Genomic DNA, 18,142 nt, shown 5'->3' with positions numbered 1-18,142 from the left:
CGTTTCCGGAATGGCTGCAAAGAACACACCGGAACCGCTCTTTTTGTAACGTTTACGTAACAGCAGAACCGCCCCCTTTTTTGTAAATTTGAAACAGGCGAATGGGCATAAGATGTGCGAAACTCTGCACCCGCCGAAAACGTTTTTTTGGAATTATCGGCACAATTTTTTAATTCACATCTGTGTACAAGTCACTACGGTGTCCTGGCCCAGCGGGCCCTATATTGTAGTCACGAACAACTTGGATGCTATCTGCGGCCCTCGCCGGATTTTTTACACGAAAACCTACCTCCATTGAGAGACACGATCATCAATCTTGAAACCGTGAACCCGATTGAATTCTTCGGAGTCAACAACGGAAAGCTCGACATCCTTAAGAAAAAATTTCCCCTGCTCAAGATCCTCTCCCGCGGCACACAGCTCAAACTCAGTGGCGCGCCCGAACAAGTCGACGGCGCCCGCGAAAAGATCGAGCTGCTGATCCAGTACCTGGAGCGCAACGGCCACATGAGCGACAACTATTTTGAGCAGGTCCTCGGAGGCGACGACGCCGAAACCGTCGACAACTTCGTGGAGCGCAACCCGGCCGACGTGCTGGTGTTCGGCCCCAATGGCAAAACCGTGCGGGCCCGCACCACCAACCAGAAGCGCCTTGTAACGGCGGCCGAAAAGAACGACATCGTTTTCGCCATCGGGCCTGCCGGTACCGGTAAGACCTACACCGCCGTGGCCATGGCCGTGCGCGCGCTGAAGAACAAGGTGGTGAAAAAGATTATCCTCACCCGCCCCGCGGTGGAGGCCGGCGAAAGCCTGGGCTTCCTGCCCGGCGACCTGAAGGAAAAGATCGACCCGTACCTGCGCCCGCTGTATGATGCGCTCGACGACATGATCCCGGCCGACAAGCTTGGCTACTACATGTCGACACGCACCATCGAGATCGCGCCCCTCGCCTACATGCGCGGACGCACGCTCGACAACTGCTTTATTATCCTCGACGAGGCACAGAACGCCACCGACCTGCAGCTCAAGATGTTCCTCACCCGCATCGGCGGCAACGCCAAGGCGATCATCACCGGCGACCTGACGCAGGTGGACCTTCCGCGCAACCAGCGCTCCGGCCTGGCCAAAGCGAGTAAGATCCTCCGCAACATCGACGGCATCGGGTATATCGAGCTTGACGAGGAAGACGTGGTACGTCACCGCCTCGTGAAAGCCATCCTGAAGGCCTACGACAAGGAAGGCCAGCGCGAAATGGAGATGGAAGAAGCCGAGCGCCTCGAGCGACGCCAACGCTTTGCCCCGAAGCGACCCGAAGAAGGCGCGCAAGGGTAGCACTTGATGAAGAAAGAGCAACAAATCACAGAGCCGCGGAAACCCCGCGGCTCTTTTTTTATGCACGCGCACCGCCAAACTCTAATCAAGCGCGTTGGCAGATTGTCGCTTTCTTTGCAGGCATGACTAACCGCCTACTTTTCGGCACGTTGCTGCTGCTGGTACTGGGCAGCTGCGCCAACGACAAAACGCCCGCGGCCTCCGACAGCGACGTCGATGCCGCGCGCAACTTCCTGCGTGCGTCGCTCGACAACGATTTCAACAAGGCCCGCGACTACATGCTCACCGATTCGGTGAACGCGCAGCTTCTCAAAGTAGCCAGCGACCAGCGCGCGCGGATGACCCGCGAAGAAAACCGTCATTACCAGGAAGCCAGCATCCGCATCTACGACACCCGCAACCTCAGTGACAGCAGCAGCGTCGTGATCTATGATAATTCCTACAAGAAAACGCGCGACTCACTCCTCGTTTTCCGCTCGGCCGGCAAGTGGCTGGTAGACCTCAAGTACAGCTATCTGGGCAACGCCAACAAATGACCGCAGCATGAAACAGTATCTCTGGGTAGGATTCGGGGGCGCCGCCGGGAGCATCCTTCGCTTTGCGCTCCAGCGCTGGCTCAATGCCGGGCGCTTCCCCATCGGAACCCTCGGCGTCAACCTCGCCGGGTGCCTCCTTATCGGGCTCCTGTGGGGCCTGCTGGAGCGCGGCCAGCTGAGCAACGATGGCCGTGCCCTGCTGATGAGCGGCTTCTGCGGCGGCTTCACGACCCTTTCGGCATTCAGCCTCGAAGCCAACGGACTCTTTCATGAAGGACGCGGCGGCGCGTTCTTTTTGTACGCGGCCGCCACCTTCCTTGGCGGTTTGCTGGCTACCTTCGTGGGCTACAAAGTCATTCCTTCATGAAGAAAATACCTACCCTGCAGGTTCTCCATCCCTGGCACGGGGCCACCTTCGGCGCCGACGCGCCCCGCGAGGTCAATGCCCTCATCGAGATCCCGCAGGGCTCACGCACCAAGTACGAGATCGACAAGGAAACGGGGCTGCTCAAGCTCGACCGCGTCATCTACAGCTCCTTTCACTACCCCGTTAACTACGGGTTCATTCCGCAGACCCTCGGCCTCGACGGCGACCCGCTCGACATCCTCGTACTTTGCTCGCAATCGATCCAGGCGCTCTGCCTCGTGGAGGCCACCGTCATCGGCAACATGCAGATGATCGACAATGGCGAGGAAGACGACAAGATCATTGCCATCGCAACCAACGACCCCTCCGTGAATCACATGCGCGAGATCGGCGACCTCCCGCAACACTTCTTCAACGAGCTGAAGAACTACTTCGAGCAATACAAGGTGCTGGAGAACAAGGAAGTTGTGATCGAGGATTTCCAGCCCCGCGAAACGGCCTATAAAATCATCGGCGAAGCAATCGAACTATACCGTGAAACCTTCCAGCACGAAGCTTAAACAGAAGCCCATGACCATCCAGATCGTACTGGCCCTCCTGCTGGTGGGCCTTGTTGCCGGCATGCTCGGCGGCCTCGTCGGCATCGGCGGCGGCATCGTGATCGTGCCCGCGCTCGTGTACCTCCTCAACTATTCGCAGAAGATGGCCCAGGGCACGTCGCTCGGTATCCTGCTCCTGCCCGTGGGCATCCTCGCGGTATGGCAATACCACAAGGCCGGTGAGCTGAACATGCAGGCGGTGTGGCTGGTGGCGGCAGGCTTTGTCGTCGGTGGGTTTCTCGGGAGCAAGGTGGCCCTGAGCCTGCCGCAAGACACGGTAAAGAAAATCTTCGCAGCCGTGCTCATCCTCGTCGCGTTCAAGATGCTCTTCCTCGACAAGAAGATCAAGGAAACCGCCAAAGCCAACGAGGCGAGCATGAGCATTGCATCCGACCCTGAGGGCCCACGCCGACTGTAAGGGAAAATGAAACGCCGCACCCGTCCCGGCAATCCAGGAACCGGGCCCTTCGGCGCAACGTTCTTTCTCGCTAACCGGTAGTTCGTTATGGAAACCGGACATTCCTGCATCTTAATCGTAAATCAAGATCCTTCTGCCGCCTCGCCCCCATCATATGACCGATAACGAGCTGCTGGCGCACTACTACAGCAGCGGCGACCAGGAATGGCTCGGTCATTTGCTGGAACGCTATACGATGCTGCTGTTCGGTGTGTGCCTCAAGTACCTCAAGGAAGAGCACGAAGCTCGCGATGCCGTGCAGCAGGTATTCCTGAAAGTACTCACCGAGGCAGGGCGCTTCAAGATCGAGTTCTTCAAGTCATGGCTGTACATGGTGGCCAAGAACCACTGCCTGATGAAGCTCCGCAGCCAGCAGGGCCGCCGTGTGCAGGACATCGACAACCACTCCTTCGCCGCGCCCGAAGACAGCCGCGACGAATTGCTGGCCAACGAGCAAACCTACCGGCACCTTGAATGGGCGCTGGGTGAGCTTGGACCGGAGCAGCGCCAGTGCGTAACTTTGTTTTACCTGGATAAGAAAAGCTACCAGCAGGTGAGCGACGCCACGGGCTATTCGCTGATGCAGGTCAAGAGCTATATCCAGAACGGCAAGCGCAACCTGCGGATCCTGCTGGAGCGCAAGCTGAAAGAAAACCCGTCATGAACGAACGCCTCAAAGACATATTATCCAGCCTGCACTCCGAGGTAGACCAGGAAACGCTGCTGCGTTACCTCGAAGGTCACCTCGCGCCCGAGCGGCAGCACGAGCTCGAGGCGCAGCTGCTCGACAACGACTTCGAGACCGATGCCGTGGAAGGGTTGCAGGGATTGTCCGACAAAGGCAAGCTTCCCGGAATCGTCGAAGCGCTGAACCGCGACCTCCGGAAGAAAACCCGGAAGCGCCGCAGCCGCAGGGGCCAGACGCTGCAGCTGGAACCCTGGCTAATCATCACACTCGTTACCGTACTTCTACTGGTCCTGATCGGATTTGTCGTTATCCGGATGCACACGGGAAAATAAGCGATGGGGCGTGAGCGGTGAGCGGTGAGCGGTGAGCTTGACGAATGAAGTGATAGACAATTCAACCCGGATCGACATCATATCGTAAGATGACAAAAGCCGCGCGGTGCGCGGCTTTTGTTTATTGATATCAGGCATCCGACATCCAATGTCAGACACTCAAATCCGGAATCTGACTGATTACTGGTATTGGATGTACTCCGGAATGGGCTTCAGCTTCAGCAGGTCCTGGCGGCTCATCATCTCCTTCTGGCCCGACTTCTCCACGTCGTTCACATAAAACAGCTTGAAGCCAACGTGCTGTACCGGCTGCTCGTTGATCCAGTAGCGGTACGTGCCTTTCTTGAGGTCCGGCGGTCCCCAGCCATCCATATCGATGATCACCTGCAGCTCGGGGCGCAGCTTGATTCGATCGTAGCCTGTGATCATGCCCTTGGTGAAGCGGTGGATCATGAACATCTTGGGAGGCAGGTTGTTTTTCCGGACCAGGTTGGCCAGGTATTCGCCGACCCAGTTGATGTCGTTGGCATCCATGGTGCCGATGACGGTGCCGGGCTTCTTGCCTCCTTTGCCCAACATGGCAAATTCGGGGTCGATGCCAAGGTGCACGTTGGGCAACGAGAGGTATTTCTCAAACTGCGGGATTTCTTCCTGAAGCGTGCTGAGGCCGATCTGCACGTCGATGAACACCAGGGCGTTGATCTCCTTGGCCCAGTTGAGGATCGTATCGATCTGGTGGAGCGGCATGCGGTAGCGGAACTTGCCGTCCTTGCCCGGCGCGCCCTGCGCGGTAACCGCGATGTAGTGCAGGCAGGGAATGGCCTTGATGACCGTATCGGCCTCGTTCCACTTTTTGACTTCTGCAAGAAGGTTGGGAATCATCTGCGCCTTGGGCCATTTGCCAAGCGCACCCATCTTGTTGGAGTACAGGTTGCCGTAGTAAGCGATCGGCCGGTAGAACGGCAGGATCGCGCCGGGCAGCGGGTAGGGTGCATTCTTCACCGGCCAGCGGCCCGAGCTGTCGCCGTTGGCCAGGTATTTCATGAGGTAGTCGTAGCGAGCCGTGTCGAGCTTCGCCTGGCGGCTTTCGGGCGTACCCGGGGCCGCGGCCACGGCTTTCTGGCCGTCTTTCGTGGTTGAGTCGCCCCCCGTGGCGGCCTTGCCCTTTCCCTGCCCGTTGCAGGCCATGAGGGTCAGCACGCAAAAGATTCCGATAATTCCTTTCATGCCGCGAAGATAGCCGTGGCCGCCTAGATAAGGCTCTGCCTTTGTACCGTGTTTGCTGTTTTTTATTTTTTTTATATTCGGGAACCAAAACCCACTTTTTATGGAAGGATTCCTCATTGGATTTATCGTCGTCGCACTTGTTTTCACAACGCTCATGATCGCAGCTTTCTGGAAGGTCTTTGAGAAAGCCGGTCAGCCGGGCTGGGCCGCCATTATCCCGATCTACAACATGTACGTCATGCTCAAGATCGCCGGAAAGCCGGGCTGGTGGCTCCTGATGTTCTTCATTCCCTTGGTCAACTACATCTTCATCATCTGGATGTGGAACATGATTTCGAAAAGCTTTGGCAAGGACGAGGCATTTACGGTCGGGATTGTCCTCCTCGGTATCGTGTTCATTCCCATCCTCGGGTTCAGCAACAGCATCCGCTACATCGGCCCCTATGGCAACCGGGAAGAATTCGAAGCCCGCCGCCGCAATCTGGAGTTCGATTTCGAGCAGTCAAACCCTGCCTGATCCCGCAAGGAACCCATCATCTGAAGAGGCCGCTGGCCTCTTTTTTTGTCCTCGGACTGAAGTCCGAAGCAATAAAGTGCCGCCGCTGACGCGGCGCGCCCCTTCAAAACCTTCTCCAAACCTCTCAAAACCCTCCAAAACCTACCAAAACCTTAAGAACATTCCTTTGTATTTTTGCGCCCTGGCCGGAGCTTTGAACTCCCGGGCAGACCGAAAACATGAGCAAAAAAGGAAAAGTGCTGGTCGCCATGAGCGGCGGCATCGACAGCACCGTTACGGCCCTTATGCTGCACGAGCAGGGCTATGAAGTGGTCGGCATTACGATGAAAACCTGGGACTACACCGCTTCGGGCGGCTCCAAGAAAGAAACCGGCTGCTGCAACCTCGATTCCTTCAACGACGCCCGCGCCGCCGCTGTAGAGCACGGCTTCCCCCACTACATCCTTGATATCCGCGACGAGTTCGGCTCCTTTGTGGTCGAGAATTTCGTCGACGAGTATCTGGCCGGGCGCACACCCAACCCCTGCGTGCTCTGCAACACGCATATCAAGTGGCGCGCCCTCCTGAAGCGGGCCGACGCGCTCCATTGCGACTATATCGCCACGGGGCACTACGCCTCGGTGGCGCAGCACAGTAATGGCCGCTATTATATTTCGAAAGGCGCCGATGAAACCAAAGACCAGAGCTACGTGCTTTGGGGGCTCCAGCAGGATCTCCTGAGCCGCACGCTCCTTCCGCTCGGCACCTACCGTAAAACCGAGATCCGCCAGATGGCGCACGATTTCGGCTACCCTGAGCTTGCCAAAAAAGCCGAGAGCTACGAGATCTGCTTCGTGCCCGACAACGACTACCGGGGCTTTCTCCGCCGCAAGGTGGACGGCCTCGAAGAGCGCGTCGCCGGTGGCGCTTTTGTAGATAAAGAGGGCAATATCCTCGGACGCCATAAAGGCTATCCTTTCTATACAATCGGGCAGCGCAAGGGCCTCGACATCACCTTCGGAAAACCCGTGTATGTAACCGGTATCGACCCCGATACCAACACCGTGGTGCTGGGCGATGAGAGCGACCTTGACCGCGACGAGATGTTTGTCGGCAAGATCAACTGGATCAAGTACGACGGCATTGGCGACGGGATCGAGGCAACGACGAAGATCCGCTACAAAGACCGCGGCACGCTGGCCGACATCATCCCGGAAGGCGACGGTGTACGGGTGCGCTTTTTTGAAAAGGCCAAAGGCATCGCCCCTGGCCAGAGCGCCGTATTCTATGAGGGCGACGATGTGATCGGCGGCGGCATTATCCAGCGCTACTGAGCAGTACCCGATTTCTTTGTAGCTTTAAACGCCGGGGCTGGCACCCGGATTGAATACGTCTATCTATGCGAAAACTCGTACCGTTCCTCCTCGTCGCAGCGCTGCCGGCCTCTTTCCTGGCCTGTAAAAGCTCGAAGGAAGAACTGCTACCCGAAACACCGGCCGGCTTTGTATCCCTGCAGCCCGGCAAGTACATCATTTACCGGCTCGACTCCACCGTCTATACCAACTCGGGCCGCAACACCGAATGGCACTCGTACCAGGAGCGCCACCTCGTTGACACCGCGGTCACGGACGGACTGGGCCGCCCCTCCTGGCGCATCTTCCGGTCGCTGCGGAATGTATCGGGCAACGGTCCCTGGCAACCGGCGGGCACCTACCTGGTGACGCTCACCAATGGGACCTACGAGGTACAGGAAGACAACCTCCGGACGATCCGCCTCGCCACGCCCCTGCGGGAAGGCGCGAGCTGGAAAGGCAACCGCTTCCTCGCCCAGGAGCCCTATTCCGCGCTGTACAATTTCAACAACGACGACAACATCGCCGACTGGGATTATACGGTGAGCTCGGTAGACCAGGAAGTGACGGTGAACGGTCAGACCTACCCGGGCGTGGCCAGCATCGATATCATTAACGAGCAGATCCTCCCCGATACCCTCACGGTAGCGGGTAACAGCGTGACCGTTCCGCCCGACTCCAAGCTCGTGTGGCTGCGCGGCAATGCCAGCGCCCCCATCACGATCGTGCCGCCGCAGAACCCCGTGCAGGGCCGCGAGCTGTCGGTTTACAACTTCAGCAACCAGCCGGCGGTGCTCAACAACATCGCTACACCCAACGGCTTCGGGCGCAACTACGAGTTTCACAACGGCGCCTGGACCTGGTACAATGGCGAAGACACCACGACCCAGATCCTGCCCTTCGGCTTCCGCTCCTTTGCCCGCGATCAATATGCCCGCGGCGTCGGTTTGATTACCCAAGAATATACGCTCTACGAATTCCAGCCCAATCCCAACGGCACTCCCTACTCGATCGGGTTTGGCGTGAAGCGGACCATACTGGAACATAACTGATCAACCATGAAAAGCAAACTCCTGCTCGCGCTCGCGCTGATCGCGACGACGGCCTCCCAGGCGCAGACGACCCGCTACCTCGTGCGGCTTCGCAACAAAGGCGCCAACAGCTTTACGCTCGCCGCTCCCGGTGCCTACCTGTCGCAGCGGGCCGTCGATCGACGTACGCGCTACGGCATCGCGGTCGACAGCACGGACCTGCCGGTTACCCAACGGTATATCGACAGCATCGCCTCGGTGCCCAACGTCACGATCCTCAACCGCTCCAAATGGCTCAATGCGGTATCGATACAAACCACCGACGCAGCTGCGCTGACGCGGATCCAGGCATTTCCGTTCGTGTCCTCCGTGAGCGGCATCTCCTTCCGCCTCGCCGGGATCCGGAGCGCCGGCAACAACAAGTTCACCCAGCCTCCGGGTACGGCCGCGCCGATGCGGGTGGAGCAGACCGAAGCCGATACGTATAACTACGGTCTCTCTGTCAACCAGGTCAAGATCCACAACGGCCAGTTCCTGCACAACATCGGGCTCCACGGCGAAGGGATGATGATCGGGATGCTGGATGCCGGTTACCAGAATTACCTAACGGTGCCTTCGCTCGACAGCGTCCGCATCAACGGACAGATCCTTGGCGTTTACGACTTTGCCGCGCTGGATGGCAGCGTCAACGAGGACGATTCGCACGGAGAGGAATGCTTTTCGACGATCGCCGCCAACAAGCCCGGCACCTTCGTGGGCACCGCGCCCAAAGCCAGCTTCTGGCTGTTCCGCACGGAGATCGCTGCCAACGAAACGCCGATCGAGGAATTCAACTGGGTATGCGGTGCCGAGCGCGTGGACAGCGTCGGCGGCGACCTCATCTCCTCGTCGCTTGGCTACAATACGTTTGATGCGCCCTTTACGGCACAGAGCCATACCTACGCCGATCTGAATGGCAATACCACGATGCCGGCCATCGGCGCCGACCTCGCCGCGAAAAAAGGAATACTCGTGGTGAATGCAGCGGGCAACGAAGGCAGCAACAGCTGGTTCCGCATTATTACGCCTGCCGACGGCGACAGCGTGATGGCCGTGGGCGCCGTCAACAGCGCGGGCTCACCGGCAAGCTTCAGCAGCCGCGGGCCTTCGTCCGACGGGCAGGTGAAGCCGGATGTGGCTTCCATCGGCGTCGGCACGATCGTTCAATACCCGGGCGGCAGCATTGCCGGCGGCAATGGCACCTCCTTCGCCACGCCTAACCTCGCCGGGCTGACTACCTGCCTGTGGCAGGGCTTCCCGGAGCTGAATAACATGACCATTATCAACGCCATCCGCCAGGCCGGCAGCAGGGCCGCTACACCCGACAGCATCGTCGGCTACGGCATTCCCGACATGCGCAAGGCGCTGATCGAGCTGACCAAATCGGTCGCCACGTCATCGCTCACGCAAAGCACCTGTAAAGCTACCATCAGCTGGAGCAGCAAGGATGTGTCGGCGATGCGCTACGAGCTGCAGCGGAATGTTCCCGGGCAGGCCGGCTACAGCACCGTATACAGCACCGCGGGCTCGGGTTCCGTATTCGGCGCGCTGCACCAATATCAATATGCCGATACGCTCGCCGGCGTCAACGCAGGCACCGTGTCTTACCGCGTTGTCCAGTATTTCGATACATCCGCCGCATCACCGGCATCCGATATCATTGCTACGCGAACACTCAACCTGGCCGCCAATTGCGCTGGCACGGGTATCAACAGCCCCGGCTTCTCCGACCGCAGCATCGTGCTGATGCCCAACCCGGCCCTTGGCTCCGTAACGCTCCAGCTGACGCTTCCTTCCGCCGAGAACAATCTCCAGCTGCTGCTCACCGACGCCGTCGGAAAGCAGGTACGCATCTGGAAACGCACGGCGCCACAGGGCACTTCGCCGATCCGGTTGGATATCTCCTCGCTGGCTGCCGGGAAGTATTTCCTCGCTGTATACGCCGGCGAACGCCTCCTCGGAACACGCGAGCTGGCGAAACTATAATTGAAACAGGGCCGCGAACAGGGTATCGGCCTTTACCTCACACCCTTTGAAGTAGCGGGTTGACAGCAATGTCAGCCCGCTTGCTTTTTGCAGGAAAGCCACGTTGTCTTCGTTTTCGGCCGAAAACACCGAGCAGGTCGCATACAGGAAATAACCTCCCTTTTTCACCTGCTGCAGCGCGTTGACGGCGATGCGCCGTTGCAGTGATGCATAGTGTGCGATCTGCGCTTCTTCAAAATAGGACAGCTGCTCCGGCGTACGGCCCCAGGTGCCGGAACCAGAGCAGGGAGCGTCGCACAGGACCACGTCGAACTGATGCGCAAACGCGAAGGTGGATGCCCCGACATCGTCTTTAAAAGCACGGTAATTGCGGATACCGGCATCGCGAAATCGCGTCCGTAAATTATTGAGGATGGAATCGCGTATATCGGAAACCGTCAGCTGCACTCTCGGGAAGCGGTCGATCGCCAGGATCGACTTACCGCCGCTGGCGGCACAGCAATCCCAAAGCGAAAACTTCGTATCCGGAGCAAGGCGCTCCTGCAGCGCGGACAACACCTGCTGTGAATTGCGGTCCTGCACCACGGCCTCGGCATTCATAGCCAGCACCGGCTCTACGCGGGCGCCATTGGGCAGTGCCAGGCAATCGGGCCCGCAGGCGCTGAACGGTATGGAGGCGGCCTCCAGCTTCTGCCTGACAACGGCCTCCTTGCCGGGTCGCAGGCGAAGAAACAGGTCGGGCTGCTGCAACTGCGCGCGGGCGAATGCGAGGGTTTCGATCTCCGGCGAAAGGTGCCGGTGCAGCGGAAACAATTGGAGGGCCTCCGCATCGGAAAGCGTCGGCGCTTCCTGTAGTTCTACGGCTTTGTAGATGCGCTCCTCTGTCGGCAGCTCCCGGTACAGGTTGCCGAGGCGGAAATAGCTGTAGCACAGCTGCGACACCATTCTCCGGTCGCGCGATCCGAATTTCTTCTCGTTGCGGAAATACTCCTTCAGCCATCCGGCAAAAGGCGTTTTGCCGTTATACTGACTCAACAAGGTCGCTGCCGCTTTTACGTAGGAATCTACCTTCATCCGGCAAAGGTGCCGCCTTGGCAATAAAAAAGGCCTTCTTACGAAGACCTTCTTTACTAATTTATTTGACTCAGAGTCCGAGGAGTGCTTTCGTCGGATCTTTTCCGAAGAGCAGCAGCTCGGGGTTCTCGAGGAGCTCCTTCACGCGCACGAGGAACGATACCGACTCGCGGCCGTCGATAATGCGGTGATCGTAGCTCAGCGCCAGGTACATCATCGGCCGCGCCACGATCTGCCCGTTCACCACTACGGGACGCTCCTGGATCTTGTGCATGCCCAGGATGGCCGACTGCGGGATGTTGATGATGGGTGTCGACATCAGCGAGCCGAACACGCCGCCATTGGTGATCGTGAAGGTGCCGCCCTGCATTTCTTCCATCGCGAGCTTGTTGTCGCGGGCCTTGCCGGCCAGCTCCAGCACTTTCTTTTCGATCTCGGCCATGCTCAGGCTTTCGGCATTGCGGATCACCGGAACCACGAGCCCCTTGGGGGCACTCACGGCAATCGAGATATCGCAATAGTCGTGGTACACGAGGGAGTCGCCATCGATATAGGCATTCACCGCGGGCCACTCCTGCAGCGCGAAGCAGCAGGCTTTCGCGAAGAAGGACATGAAGCCCAGGTTGACACCATGCGTTTCCTTGAATTTATCTTTGTTGGCGGCGCGGATGGCCATGATGGCGCTCATGTCCACCTCGTTGAAGGTGGTGAGCATCGCCGTGGTGTTCTTGGCTTCGACAAGGCGGCGGCTGACCGTTTTGCGGAGGTTGCTCATTTTCTCACGCTTCTCCTCGCGGCTGAAGGCCGTGATACCGGGCTTGCGACCTGGGTTGCTGAGGGCTTCGAGCACGTCTTCCTTGAGGATCTTGCCATTGTAGCCGCTGGCCTGGATCGATTTCGGATCCACCTTCTTATCGGCGATGATGGCCGATGCGACCGGTGTTGCCTTGATATCGTTGGGAACGGACGTAACGGGGGCGGCGGCAGCGGCGGGCTGTGCTGCCGGCTTGGATTCGGCAGCAGGGGCGGCTTTGGGCGCTTCAGCGGGCGCAGGAGCCCCGGCAGGCGACTCAGGCTTTGCTGCCGTTTCATCGATCTGTGCCAGCACATCGCCGATGTTCAGGGTATCGCCTTCCTTGCCTACGGTCTTAAGCTGGCCGGCCTGCTCGGCGTTCACCTCGAAGGTGGCCTTCTCGCTCTCCAGCTCGGCGATCACCTCGTCGCGGTTCACATAGTCGCCGTCATTCTTCAGCCATTTTACCAGCGTTACTTCATTTATCGACTCGCCTACGGTGGGCACTTTGATCTCGATCATCCAAATTATATTTTCTAGTTTATCCTGATATCGCGCGTCAAATGTAGGATCTCGGATGCCTGATGCCGGATTTAAATCAGCGATCAGACATTATACATCAGACATTGAATGCTGTGTCAATAATTTCTCCCTGCTCACCCGCGTGCACCTTGCTGTAGCCGCTGGCCGTAGAGGCGCTTGCCTGGCGGCTGATGATGCCGAAGTTGATCTTGTCGAGGTTCATCCGGAGGAAGGCGGCTGCGCCCATGTTGAGCGGCTCCTCCTGCACCCAGAACCAGGTGGCTCCGCGGTACTTTGCCTGCAGGGCCTCCAGCTGCTTCATCGGCAGCGGGTACACCTGCTCGAGACGCACGATGGCCACATCGCGGCGGGCGTCTTTCTGCTGGCGCTCGGCGAGATCGTAATAGACCTTGCCGCTGCAGAACAGCACCTTCTTCACGGCCGATGCCTCGGTAACAAATTCGTCGTCGATTACTTCCCGGAAGCTGCCTTCGGTAAAGGCCGACATCGGCGAGTAGGTTGCCTGCAGGCGCAGGTTCGCTTTCGGCGAGAAGTTGATCAGTGGCTTGCGGAAAGGCCAGGCAAGCTGGCGGCGCAGCGCGTGGAAGAAGTTGGCCGAGGTGGTAATGTTGGTCACGACCATATTGTTCTCGGCGCAAAGCTGCAGGAAGCGCTCAAGGCGTGCGCTGGAGTGCTCGGGGCCCTGGCCTTCGTAGCCGTGCGGCAGCAGGAGCACAACGCCATTCATCCGCTGCCACTTTGTTTCGGCGCTGGCGATGAACTGGTCGATGATGATCTGCGCGCCGTTGGCGAAGTCGCCGAACTGGGCTTCCCACAGCACGAGCGAGTTGGGGGTGGCCAATGCATAGCCGTATTCAAATCCGAGCACGGCGTATTCGCTTAGCAGGGAATTGTAGATGCGGAAAAGTCCTTGCTCCGGCACAAGCCCGTTGAGGCGGTTGTGCTCCTGGTTGTTCGCCTCGTCGTAAATAACGGCGTGGCGATGCGAGAAGGTGCCGCGCTTCACGTCCTGTCCGCTCATGCGCACATCGTGTCCTTCGGCCAGCAGGCTGGCGTAAGCCAAAAGCTCGCCCGTGGCCCAGTCGACCTTCTGCTCGCCTTCAAAAAGCTTCACTTTGTCCTGGAGGATCTTCTCCACCTTGCGGAGCGGCTTGAATCCCTCGGGCCATTTCATGAGCCCGTTGAAGAGCGTGCGGAACCGGTCTTCGCTGATGGCGGTTGCCGGCGAGCTTTCAAAATCGGTCGTTGTCGCCTTGCGCAGGCTTTGCCAGTCGAGGTCGGGCTTCTGGTATTTATACGGTAACGGGTTCTGCTTTACTTCATCCAGTCGCTCCTGCAGATCGCCCCAGAACTTCTGCTCCATCTCTTTCGCCAGTCCCTGCGCATCGGCCTCGCCGTTTTGCAGCAGGTACTGCACGTATTGCTCGCGCGGGTTGGCGTGCTTGTCGATGAGCGCATAGAGCTGCGGCTGCGTGAACTTCGGGTCGTCGCCTTCGTTGTGGCCATGGCGGCGATAGCACACCATGTCGATAAAAATATCGGAATTGAACTCCTGGCGGTAGCGCGTCGCGACTTCCATGCACTTGATCACGGCTTCGGGATCGTCGCCGTTGACGTGCAGCACCGGCGCCTGCACCGTGGCAGCCAGCGACGTGCTGTAGTCCGACGAGCGCGCGTCGTCGAAGTCGGTGGTAAAACCGATCTGGTTGTTGATCACAAAGTGCATCGTTCCGCCGGTTTTATAACCACGGAGGTTGCTCATCTGGAGGATCTCGTAAACGATACCCTGGCCGGCCACCGATGCATCACCATGGATCAGCACCGGGAGTACGGAATCGAACTCCGACTCGTATAACACATCAGCCTTGGCACGCGAGTAGCCGAGCACCACGGGGTCAACGGCTTCGAGGTGCGACGGGTTGGGCGTCAGCTTCAGGTGCACCTTGGCGCCCGAAGGGGTGGTATGCTCGGAGGTGAAGCCCAGGTGATATTTGACGTCGCCCGAGCCCATCGTCTGGTCGGGGATGGCAGTGCCTTCGAACTCGGAGAAGATCTGCTCATAGGTCTTGCCCATGATGTTGGCCAGCACGTTGAGGCGGCCGCGGTGGGCCATCCCGATCACCACTTCCTGCACGCCTACTTCGGCGCCGGTGTTGATCATGGCGTCGAGGGCGGCAATGGTGGTCTCCCCGCCTTCCAGCGAGAAGCGCTTCTGACCGATATACTTGGTATGGAGGAACTTTTCGAAAATAACGCCCTGGTTGAGCTTCTCGAGGATCCGGCGGCGCTTTTCGAGCGGCAGCGGCTGGTCGAACAGGCTCTCCACCTGCTGCTGCAGCCATTCGAGGCGCGTGCGGTCCACGATGTACTGGTATTCGACGCCTACATGCTGGCAATAGACCCGCTCGAGGCGCTCCACGATCTGCTTCAGGGTGGCGCCGGGAAGGCCAATGGCGCTGCCCGCGCTGAAGGCTTGCCCGAGGTCGGCATCCGAGAGCCCGAAATATTTGAGCTCGAGGTTGGCCCCACGGTCCTTACGGGCGCGGATCGGGTTTGTCTTCGCCACGAGGTGGGCATTCTTCCGGTAGGCCTGGATGAGGCTGAAAACGGCGAATTCCCTGGCCAGGTCGCCACCGGTGGCGGTTGGCGTTCCATTGCCGGATGGCGCGCTGGCGGAGCCGTTGCGGCCCTGGGTGACGGCAAAATCGAAACCTTCAAAAAAGCGGCGGAATTCGGGGTCTACCCCCGTAGGGTTTTCCAGGAAATCGTGGTAAAGGCTTTCTATATAGGCAGGATGTGAATTCGTGATATACGAGAAATCCTTCATGAAAAGGGGATTTGAATTTTTTTGGGTACGCAAATATACCGTTGTTTCGCTTGCCCGGGCAAATCGGGACGAAGCGTTGCGATTACCCCTTAACAAAAAAATCCAACTTCATACTTTCGACTTCGGACTTATTTCCCTACCTTTGCCCTCCGAAATTAAAAGAACATGGCTAATCATAAGGCAACAAAGAAAGATGTGCGTCAGTCCGCTAAGCGTCGTGAGCGCAACCGTTACTACGGCAAAACTACCCGTAATGCCGTACGCGACCTGAAGGAACTGAGCGACAAAGCTGCTGCCGGCGACAAGCTGCCTTCGGTAGTCGAGATGATCGACAAGCTGGCCAAGCGTGGTGTAATCCACAAGAACAAGGCTAGCAACCTGAAGAGCAAGCTCGCCAAGCGCGTCAACAAGCTCGCTTAATAGCCGCAACACGATAAAAACGTTGAAGCGTTCCCCCGGGAGCGCTTTTTTTGTTGGCCCCCGCTGGCCTAAATTAGCAGATGCGCAAACCGGTTATCCCGTTCCTGCTTGCCGCGACGCTCAGCGCCGGCGCCCAGGAACGCTTTCCAACGTATTTCGAACAGCACGGGGGCAACGGAAGCCCCTCCTATTTTGAGGCGATCGCCTGGTGGAAAAAGCTCGATGCCGCTTCGCCGCTCGTGCTCATGAAGACCATGGGGCCAACCGACGCCGGAGAGCCGCTCCACCTGGTGCTCGTCTCCGCCGACGGCGACTTCGATCCCGCTTCGATTCACCGTAAGGGCAAGACGATCCTCTTTGTCAATAACGGTATCCATCCCGGCGAGCCCGATGGTATCGATGCATCGATGCTGCTGGTACGGGCCATCGTGGAGCGGAGGTTCCAGCTGCCCGCCAACGTGGTGCTGGCGATCATCCCGGTGTACAATATCGGTGGTGCCCTCAACCGCAGCCCCTACTACCGCATCGACCAGGACGGGCCCGAAGAAAAAGGCTCGCGCGGCAATGCGCAATACCTCGATCTCAACCGGGATTTTATCAAGGCCGACAGCCGCAACGCACGCTCGTTCGCGCGGATCTTTCATTGGCTCGACCCGGAGGTCTTCGTCGACAACCACGTGAGCAACGGCGCCGATTACCAGCACGTGATGACCCTCCTGAGCACGCAGCACAACAAGCTGGGCGGAGCTATGGGCGCGTACCTCAACAAAACCTTCGAGCCGGCGCTGTATTCGCTGATGAAAGCGCGCAGCATCGATCTGGTTCCCTATGTCAACCACTGGAACGATGGCCCACCTGAAAAGGGCTGGCCCGAATTCCACGACAGCCCGCGTTACTCGAGCGGCTACACGACGCTCTGGAACACCTTCGGATTTGTTCCGGAAACGCATATGCTGAAACCCTATGCAAAACGGGTGGAGGCCACACGCCTGCTGATGGAAAGCTTCATTGCCTTTATGGCGGCCCATGCCGGCGAGCTGCGACAAGCACGCGCGCAACAATTTACCGCCCAAGCGAAAGCCGCTTCGCTGCCGCTCGCCTGGCGCCTGGATCCGGCCCAGCATACCGATATCACGTTCAACGGCTTCGAGGCTGCTGAAAAAAGGAGCGATGTCTCAGGACTCCCCCGCAGGTATTATGACCGGAGTCGCCCGTTCACAAAACAGATCCCATTCTATAATACGTATATCGACTCATTGCCGGTGACTGTGCCACAAGCCTACATCATCCCGCAGGGCTGGTGGAAGGTGATCGAGCGGCTGCAGGCAAATGGGATCCGGATGCGCCGGCTGGCGGCCGACACGGTGCTGGACGTCGAAGGCTACCGGATCGAGAGCTATACGGCGGCACAGCGGCCCTACGAGGGGCATCATCCGAATAGTAATGTCCAGGTAAGCAGGCAGCAGCTGCGCCAGCATTTCCGCAAAGGAGATTATTATGTCCCGCTGCAGCAGCCGGGGGAGCGATTCCTTATGGAGACACTGGAGCCGCAGGCGGAAGACAGTTATTTCGCCTGGAACTTCTTCGATGCGATCCTGGCGCAGAAGGAAGGATTTTCGGATTATGTTTTTGAAGACCGGGCAGCGGCATTCCTGAAGGAGCACCCGGTGGTGCAGGCTGCGCTGGAGGAACGCCGGAAAACGGATTCGGCATTCGCGAAGAGTGCAGCCGCACAGTTGGATTTCGTATACAAGCGGTCGCCGTGGTACGAGCCGGGCCACATGCAATACCCGGTGTTCCGGCTGCTGAGGGCGGCGCATTGATTATTGGAAAGACTCAGAGACAGTATTTAATAAGGAAACGAAATGAAGGAGGCCTGAGGGCCTTTTTCTTTTTCATTTACTCCGTCCAGGTCCGCGCATAAAAAAAGCCCCACATTACTGTGGGGCTGATTTTGTAATAAATATGGCGGCTACCTACTCTCCCGCATGTTGGTGCAGTACCATCGGCCATGAGGGGCTTAACTTCTCTGTTCGGGATGGG

17 protein-coding genes and 1 rRNA gene are annotated in these 18,142 nt (G+C 58.5%); 13 read left to right on the top strand and 5 right to left on the bottom strand.

Annotation, left to right across the window (positions count from 1 at the left end; all coding sequences use genetic code 11):
* Nucleotides 1-324: 324 nt before the first annotated feature.
* The 7 genes from ACYU7Z_RS00775 (at nucleotide 325) to ACYU7Z_RS00745 (ending at nucleotide 4,311) form a co-directional block, all read left to right on the top strand.
* Nucleotides 325-1,332: a PhoH family protein gene (locus tag ACYU7Z_RS00775; protein WP_460566633.1), complete on the top strand. Its 1,008-nt coding sequence runs from the start codon at nucleotides 325-327 to the stop codon at nucleotides 1,330-1,332.
* A gap of 122 nt (nucleotides 1,333-1,454) precedes the next feature.
* A complete protein-coding gene (locus ACYU7Z_RS00770; protein WP_460566631.1) occupies nucleotides 1,455-1,868 on the top strand; it encodes a hypothetical protein in 414 nt (137 codons plus the stop codon).
* A 7-nt stretch (nucleotides 1,869-1,875) separates the two neighbouring features.
* Nucleotides 1,876-2,235, top strand: a complete 360-nt coding sequence (locus ACYU7Z_RS00765) for a fluoride efflux transporter FluC (RefSeq protein ID WP_460566629.1) — start codon at nucleotides 1,876-1,878, stop codon at nucleotides 2,233-2,235.
* Complete coding sequence (locus ACYU7Z_RS00760; protein ID WP_460566627.1) at nucleotides 2,232-2,795, top strand: inorganic diphosphatase; 564 nt, start codon at nucleotides 2,232-2,234, stop codon at nucleotides 2,793-2,795. Before ACYU7Z_RS00765 ends, ACYU7Z_RS00760 begins: the two co-directional genes overlap by 4 nt.
* A gap of 10 nt (nucleotides 2,796-2,805) precedes the next feature.
* Nucleotides 2,806-3,252, top strand: coding sequence for a sulfite exporter TauE/SafE family protein (locus tag ACYU7Z_RS00755; protein WP_460566625.1), 447 nt, complete (start codon nucleotides 2,806-2,808; stop codon nucleotides 3,250-3,252).
* A gap of 154 nt (nucleotides 3,253-3,406) precedes the next feature.
* Nucleotides 3,407-3,955 (top strand): RNA polymerase sigma factor, encoded by a 549-nt coding sequence (locus ACYU7Z_RS00750; protein WP_460566623.1) that lies wholly within the window; start codon nucleotides 3,407-3,409, stop codon nucleotides 3,953-3,955.
* Nucleotides 3,952-4,311: a hypothetical protein gene (locus tag ACYU7Z_RS00745; RefSeq protein WP_460566621.1), complete on the top strand. Its 360-nt coding sequence runs from the start codon at nucleotides 3,952-3,954 to the stop codon at nucleotides 4,309-4,311. Before ACYU7Z_RS00750 ends, ACYU7Z_RS00745 begins: the two co-directional genes overlap by 4 nt.
* A gap of 180 nt (nucleotides 4,312-4,491) precedes the next feature.
* Here ACYU7Z_RS00745 and ACYU7Z_RS00740 read toward each other — a convergent pair whose 3' ends face one another.
* The gene (locus ACYU7Z_RS00740) at nucleotides 4,492-5,538 is read right to left on the bottom strand and encodes a hypothetical protein (protein WP_460566619.1); all 1,047 of its coding nucleotides are present in this window, start codon (nucleotides 5,536-5,538) and stop codon (nucleotides 4,492-4,494) included.
* 100 nt (nucleotides 5,539-5,638) lie between these two features.
* On the opposite strand from ACYU7Z_RS00740, the gene ACYU7Z_RS00735 reads away from it, so the two are divergent.
* The 4 genes from ACYU7Z_RS00735 to ACYU7Z_RS00720 all read left to right on the top strand — a co-directional run bounded on the left by ACYU7Z_RS00735 (nucleotide 5,639) and on the right by ACYU7Z_RS00720 (nucleotide 10,442).
* Entirely contained in the window at nucleotides 5,639-6,055 is a 417-nt protein-coding gene (locus tag ACYU7Z_RS00735) for a DUF5684 domain-containing protein (RefSeq protein WP_460566617.1), read from the top strand.
* Nucleotides 6,056-6,273: 218 nt separating this feature from the next.
* Nucleotides 6,274-7,368, top strand: a complete 1,095-nt coding sequence (gene mnmA, locus ACYU7Z_RS00730; protein WP_460566615.1) for an MnmA/TRMU family protein — start codon at nucleotides 6,274-6,276, stop codon at nucleotides 7,366-7,368.
* Nucleotides 7,369-7,433: 65 nt separating this feature from the next.
* Nucleotides 7,434-8,438: a hypothetical protein gene (locus ACYU7Z_RS00725; RefSeq protein ID WP_460566613.1), complete on the top strand. Its 1,005-nt coding sequence runs from the start codon at nucleotides 7,434-7,436 to the stop codon at nucleotides 8,436-8,438.
* A 6-nt stretch (nucleotides 8,439-8,444) separates the two neighbouring features.
* Nucleotides 8,445-10,442, top strand: a complete 1,998-nt coding sequence (locus ACYU7Z_RS00720; RefSeq protein ID WP_460566611.1) for a S8 family serine peptidase — start codon at nucleotides 8,445-8,447, stop codon at nucleotides 10,440-10,442.
* On the opposite strand, the gene ACYU7Z_RS00715 is transcribed toward ACYU7Z_RS00720, so the two are convergent.
* The 3 genes from ACYU7Z_RS00715 to ACYU7Z_RS00705 form a co-directional block, all read right to left on the bottom strand.
* The gene (locus ACYU7Z_RS00715) at nucleotides 10,437-11,516 is read right to left on the bottom strand and encodes an RsmB/NOP family class I SAM-dependent RNA methyltransferase (protein ID WP_460566609.1); all 1,080 of its coding nucleotides are present in this window, start codon (nucleotides 11,514-11,516) and stop codon (nucleotides 10,437-10,439) included. The genes ACYU7Z_RS00720 and ACYU7Z_RS00715 overlap by 6 nt on opposite strands.
* A 70-nt stretch (nucleotides 11,517-11,586) precedes the next feature.
* Complete coding sequence (gene odhB / locus ACYU7Z_RS00710; protein ID WP_460566607.1) at nucleotides 11,587-12,831, bottom strand: 2-oxoglutarate dehydrogenase complex dihydrolipoyllysine-residue succinyltransferase; 1,245 nt, start codon at nucleotides 12,829-12,831, stop codon at nucleotides 11,587-11,589.
* Nucleotides 12,832-12,928: 97 nt separating this feature from the next.
* Nucleotides 12,929-15,679, bottom strand: a complete 2,751-nt coding sequence (locus tag ACYU7Z_RS00705; protein ID WP_460566605.1) for a 2-oxoglutarate dehydrogenase family protein — start codon at nucleotides 15,677-15,679, stop codon at nucleotides 12,929-12,931.
* Nucleotides 15,680-15,844: 165 nt separating this feature from the next.
* On the opposite strand from ACYU7Z_RS00705, the gene rpsT reads away from it, so the two are divergent.
* Together rpsT and ACYU7Z_RS00695 are read left to right on the top strand one after the other, a co-directional pair.
* Entirely contained in the window at nucleotides 15,845-16,099 is a 255-nt protein-coding gene (gene rpsT, locus ACYU7Z_RS00700) for a 30S ribosomal protein S20 (protein ID WP_460566603.1), read from the top strand.
* 80 nt (nucleotides 16,100-16,179) lie between these two features.
* Complete coding sequence (locus ACYU7Z_RS00695) at nucleotides 16,180-17,922, top strand: M14 family metallopeptidase (RefSeq protein ID WP_460566601.1); 1,743 nt, start codon at nucleotides 16,180-16,182, stop codon at nucleotides 17,920-17,922.
* Nucleotides 17,923-18,062: 140 nt separating this feature from the next.
* On the opposite strand, the gene rrf is transcribed toward ACYU7Z_RS00695, so the two are convergent.
* Nucleotides 18,063-18,142: ribosomal RNA gene (gene rrf / locus ACYU7Z_RS00690) — 5S ribosomal RNA — on the bottom strand; the annotation flags it as partial.

Source organism: Flaviaestuariibacter terrae, assembly GCF_054777635.1.
The sequence above is the reverse complement of the archived record's forward strand: the minus strand, read 5'-3'. Positions and strand labels throughout refer to the sequence as shown.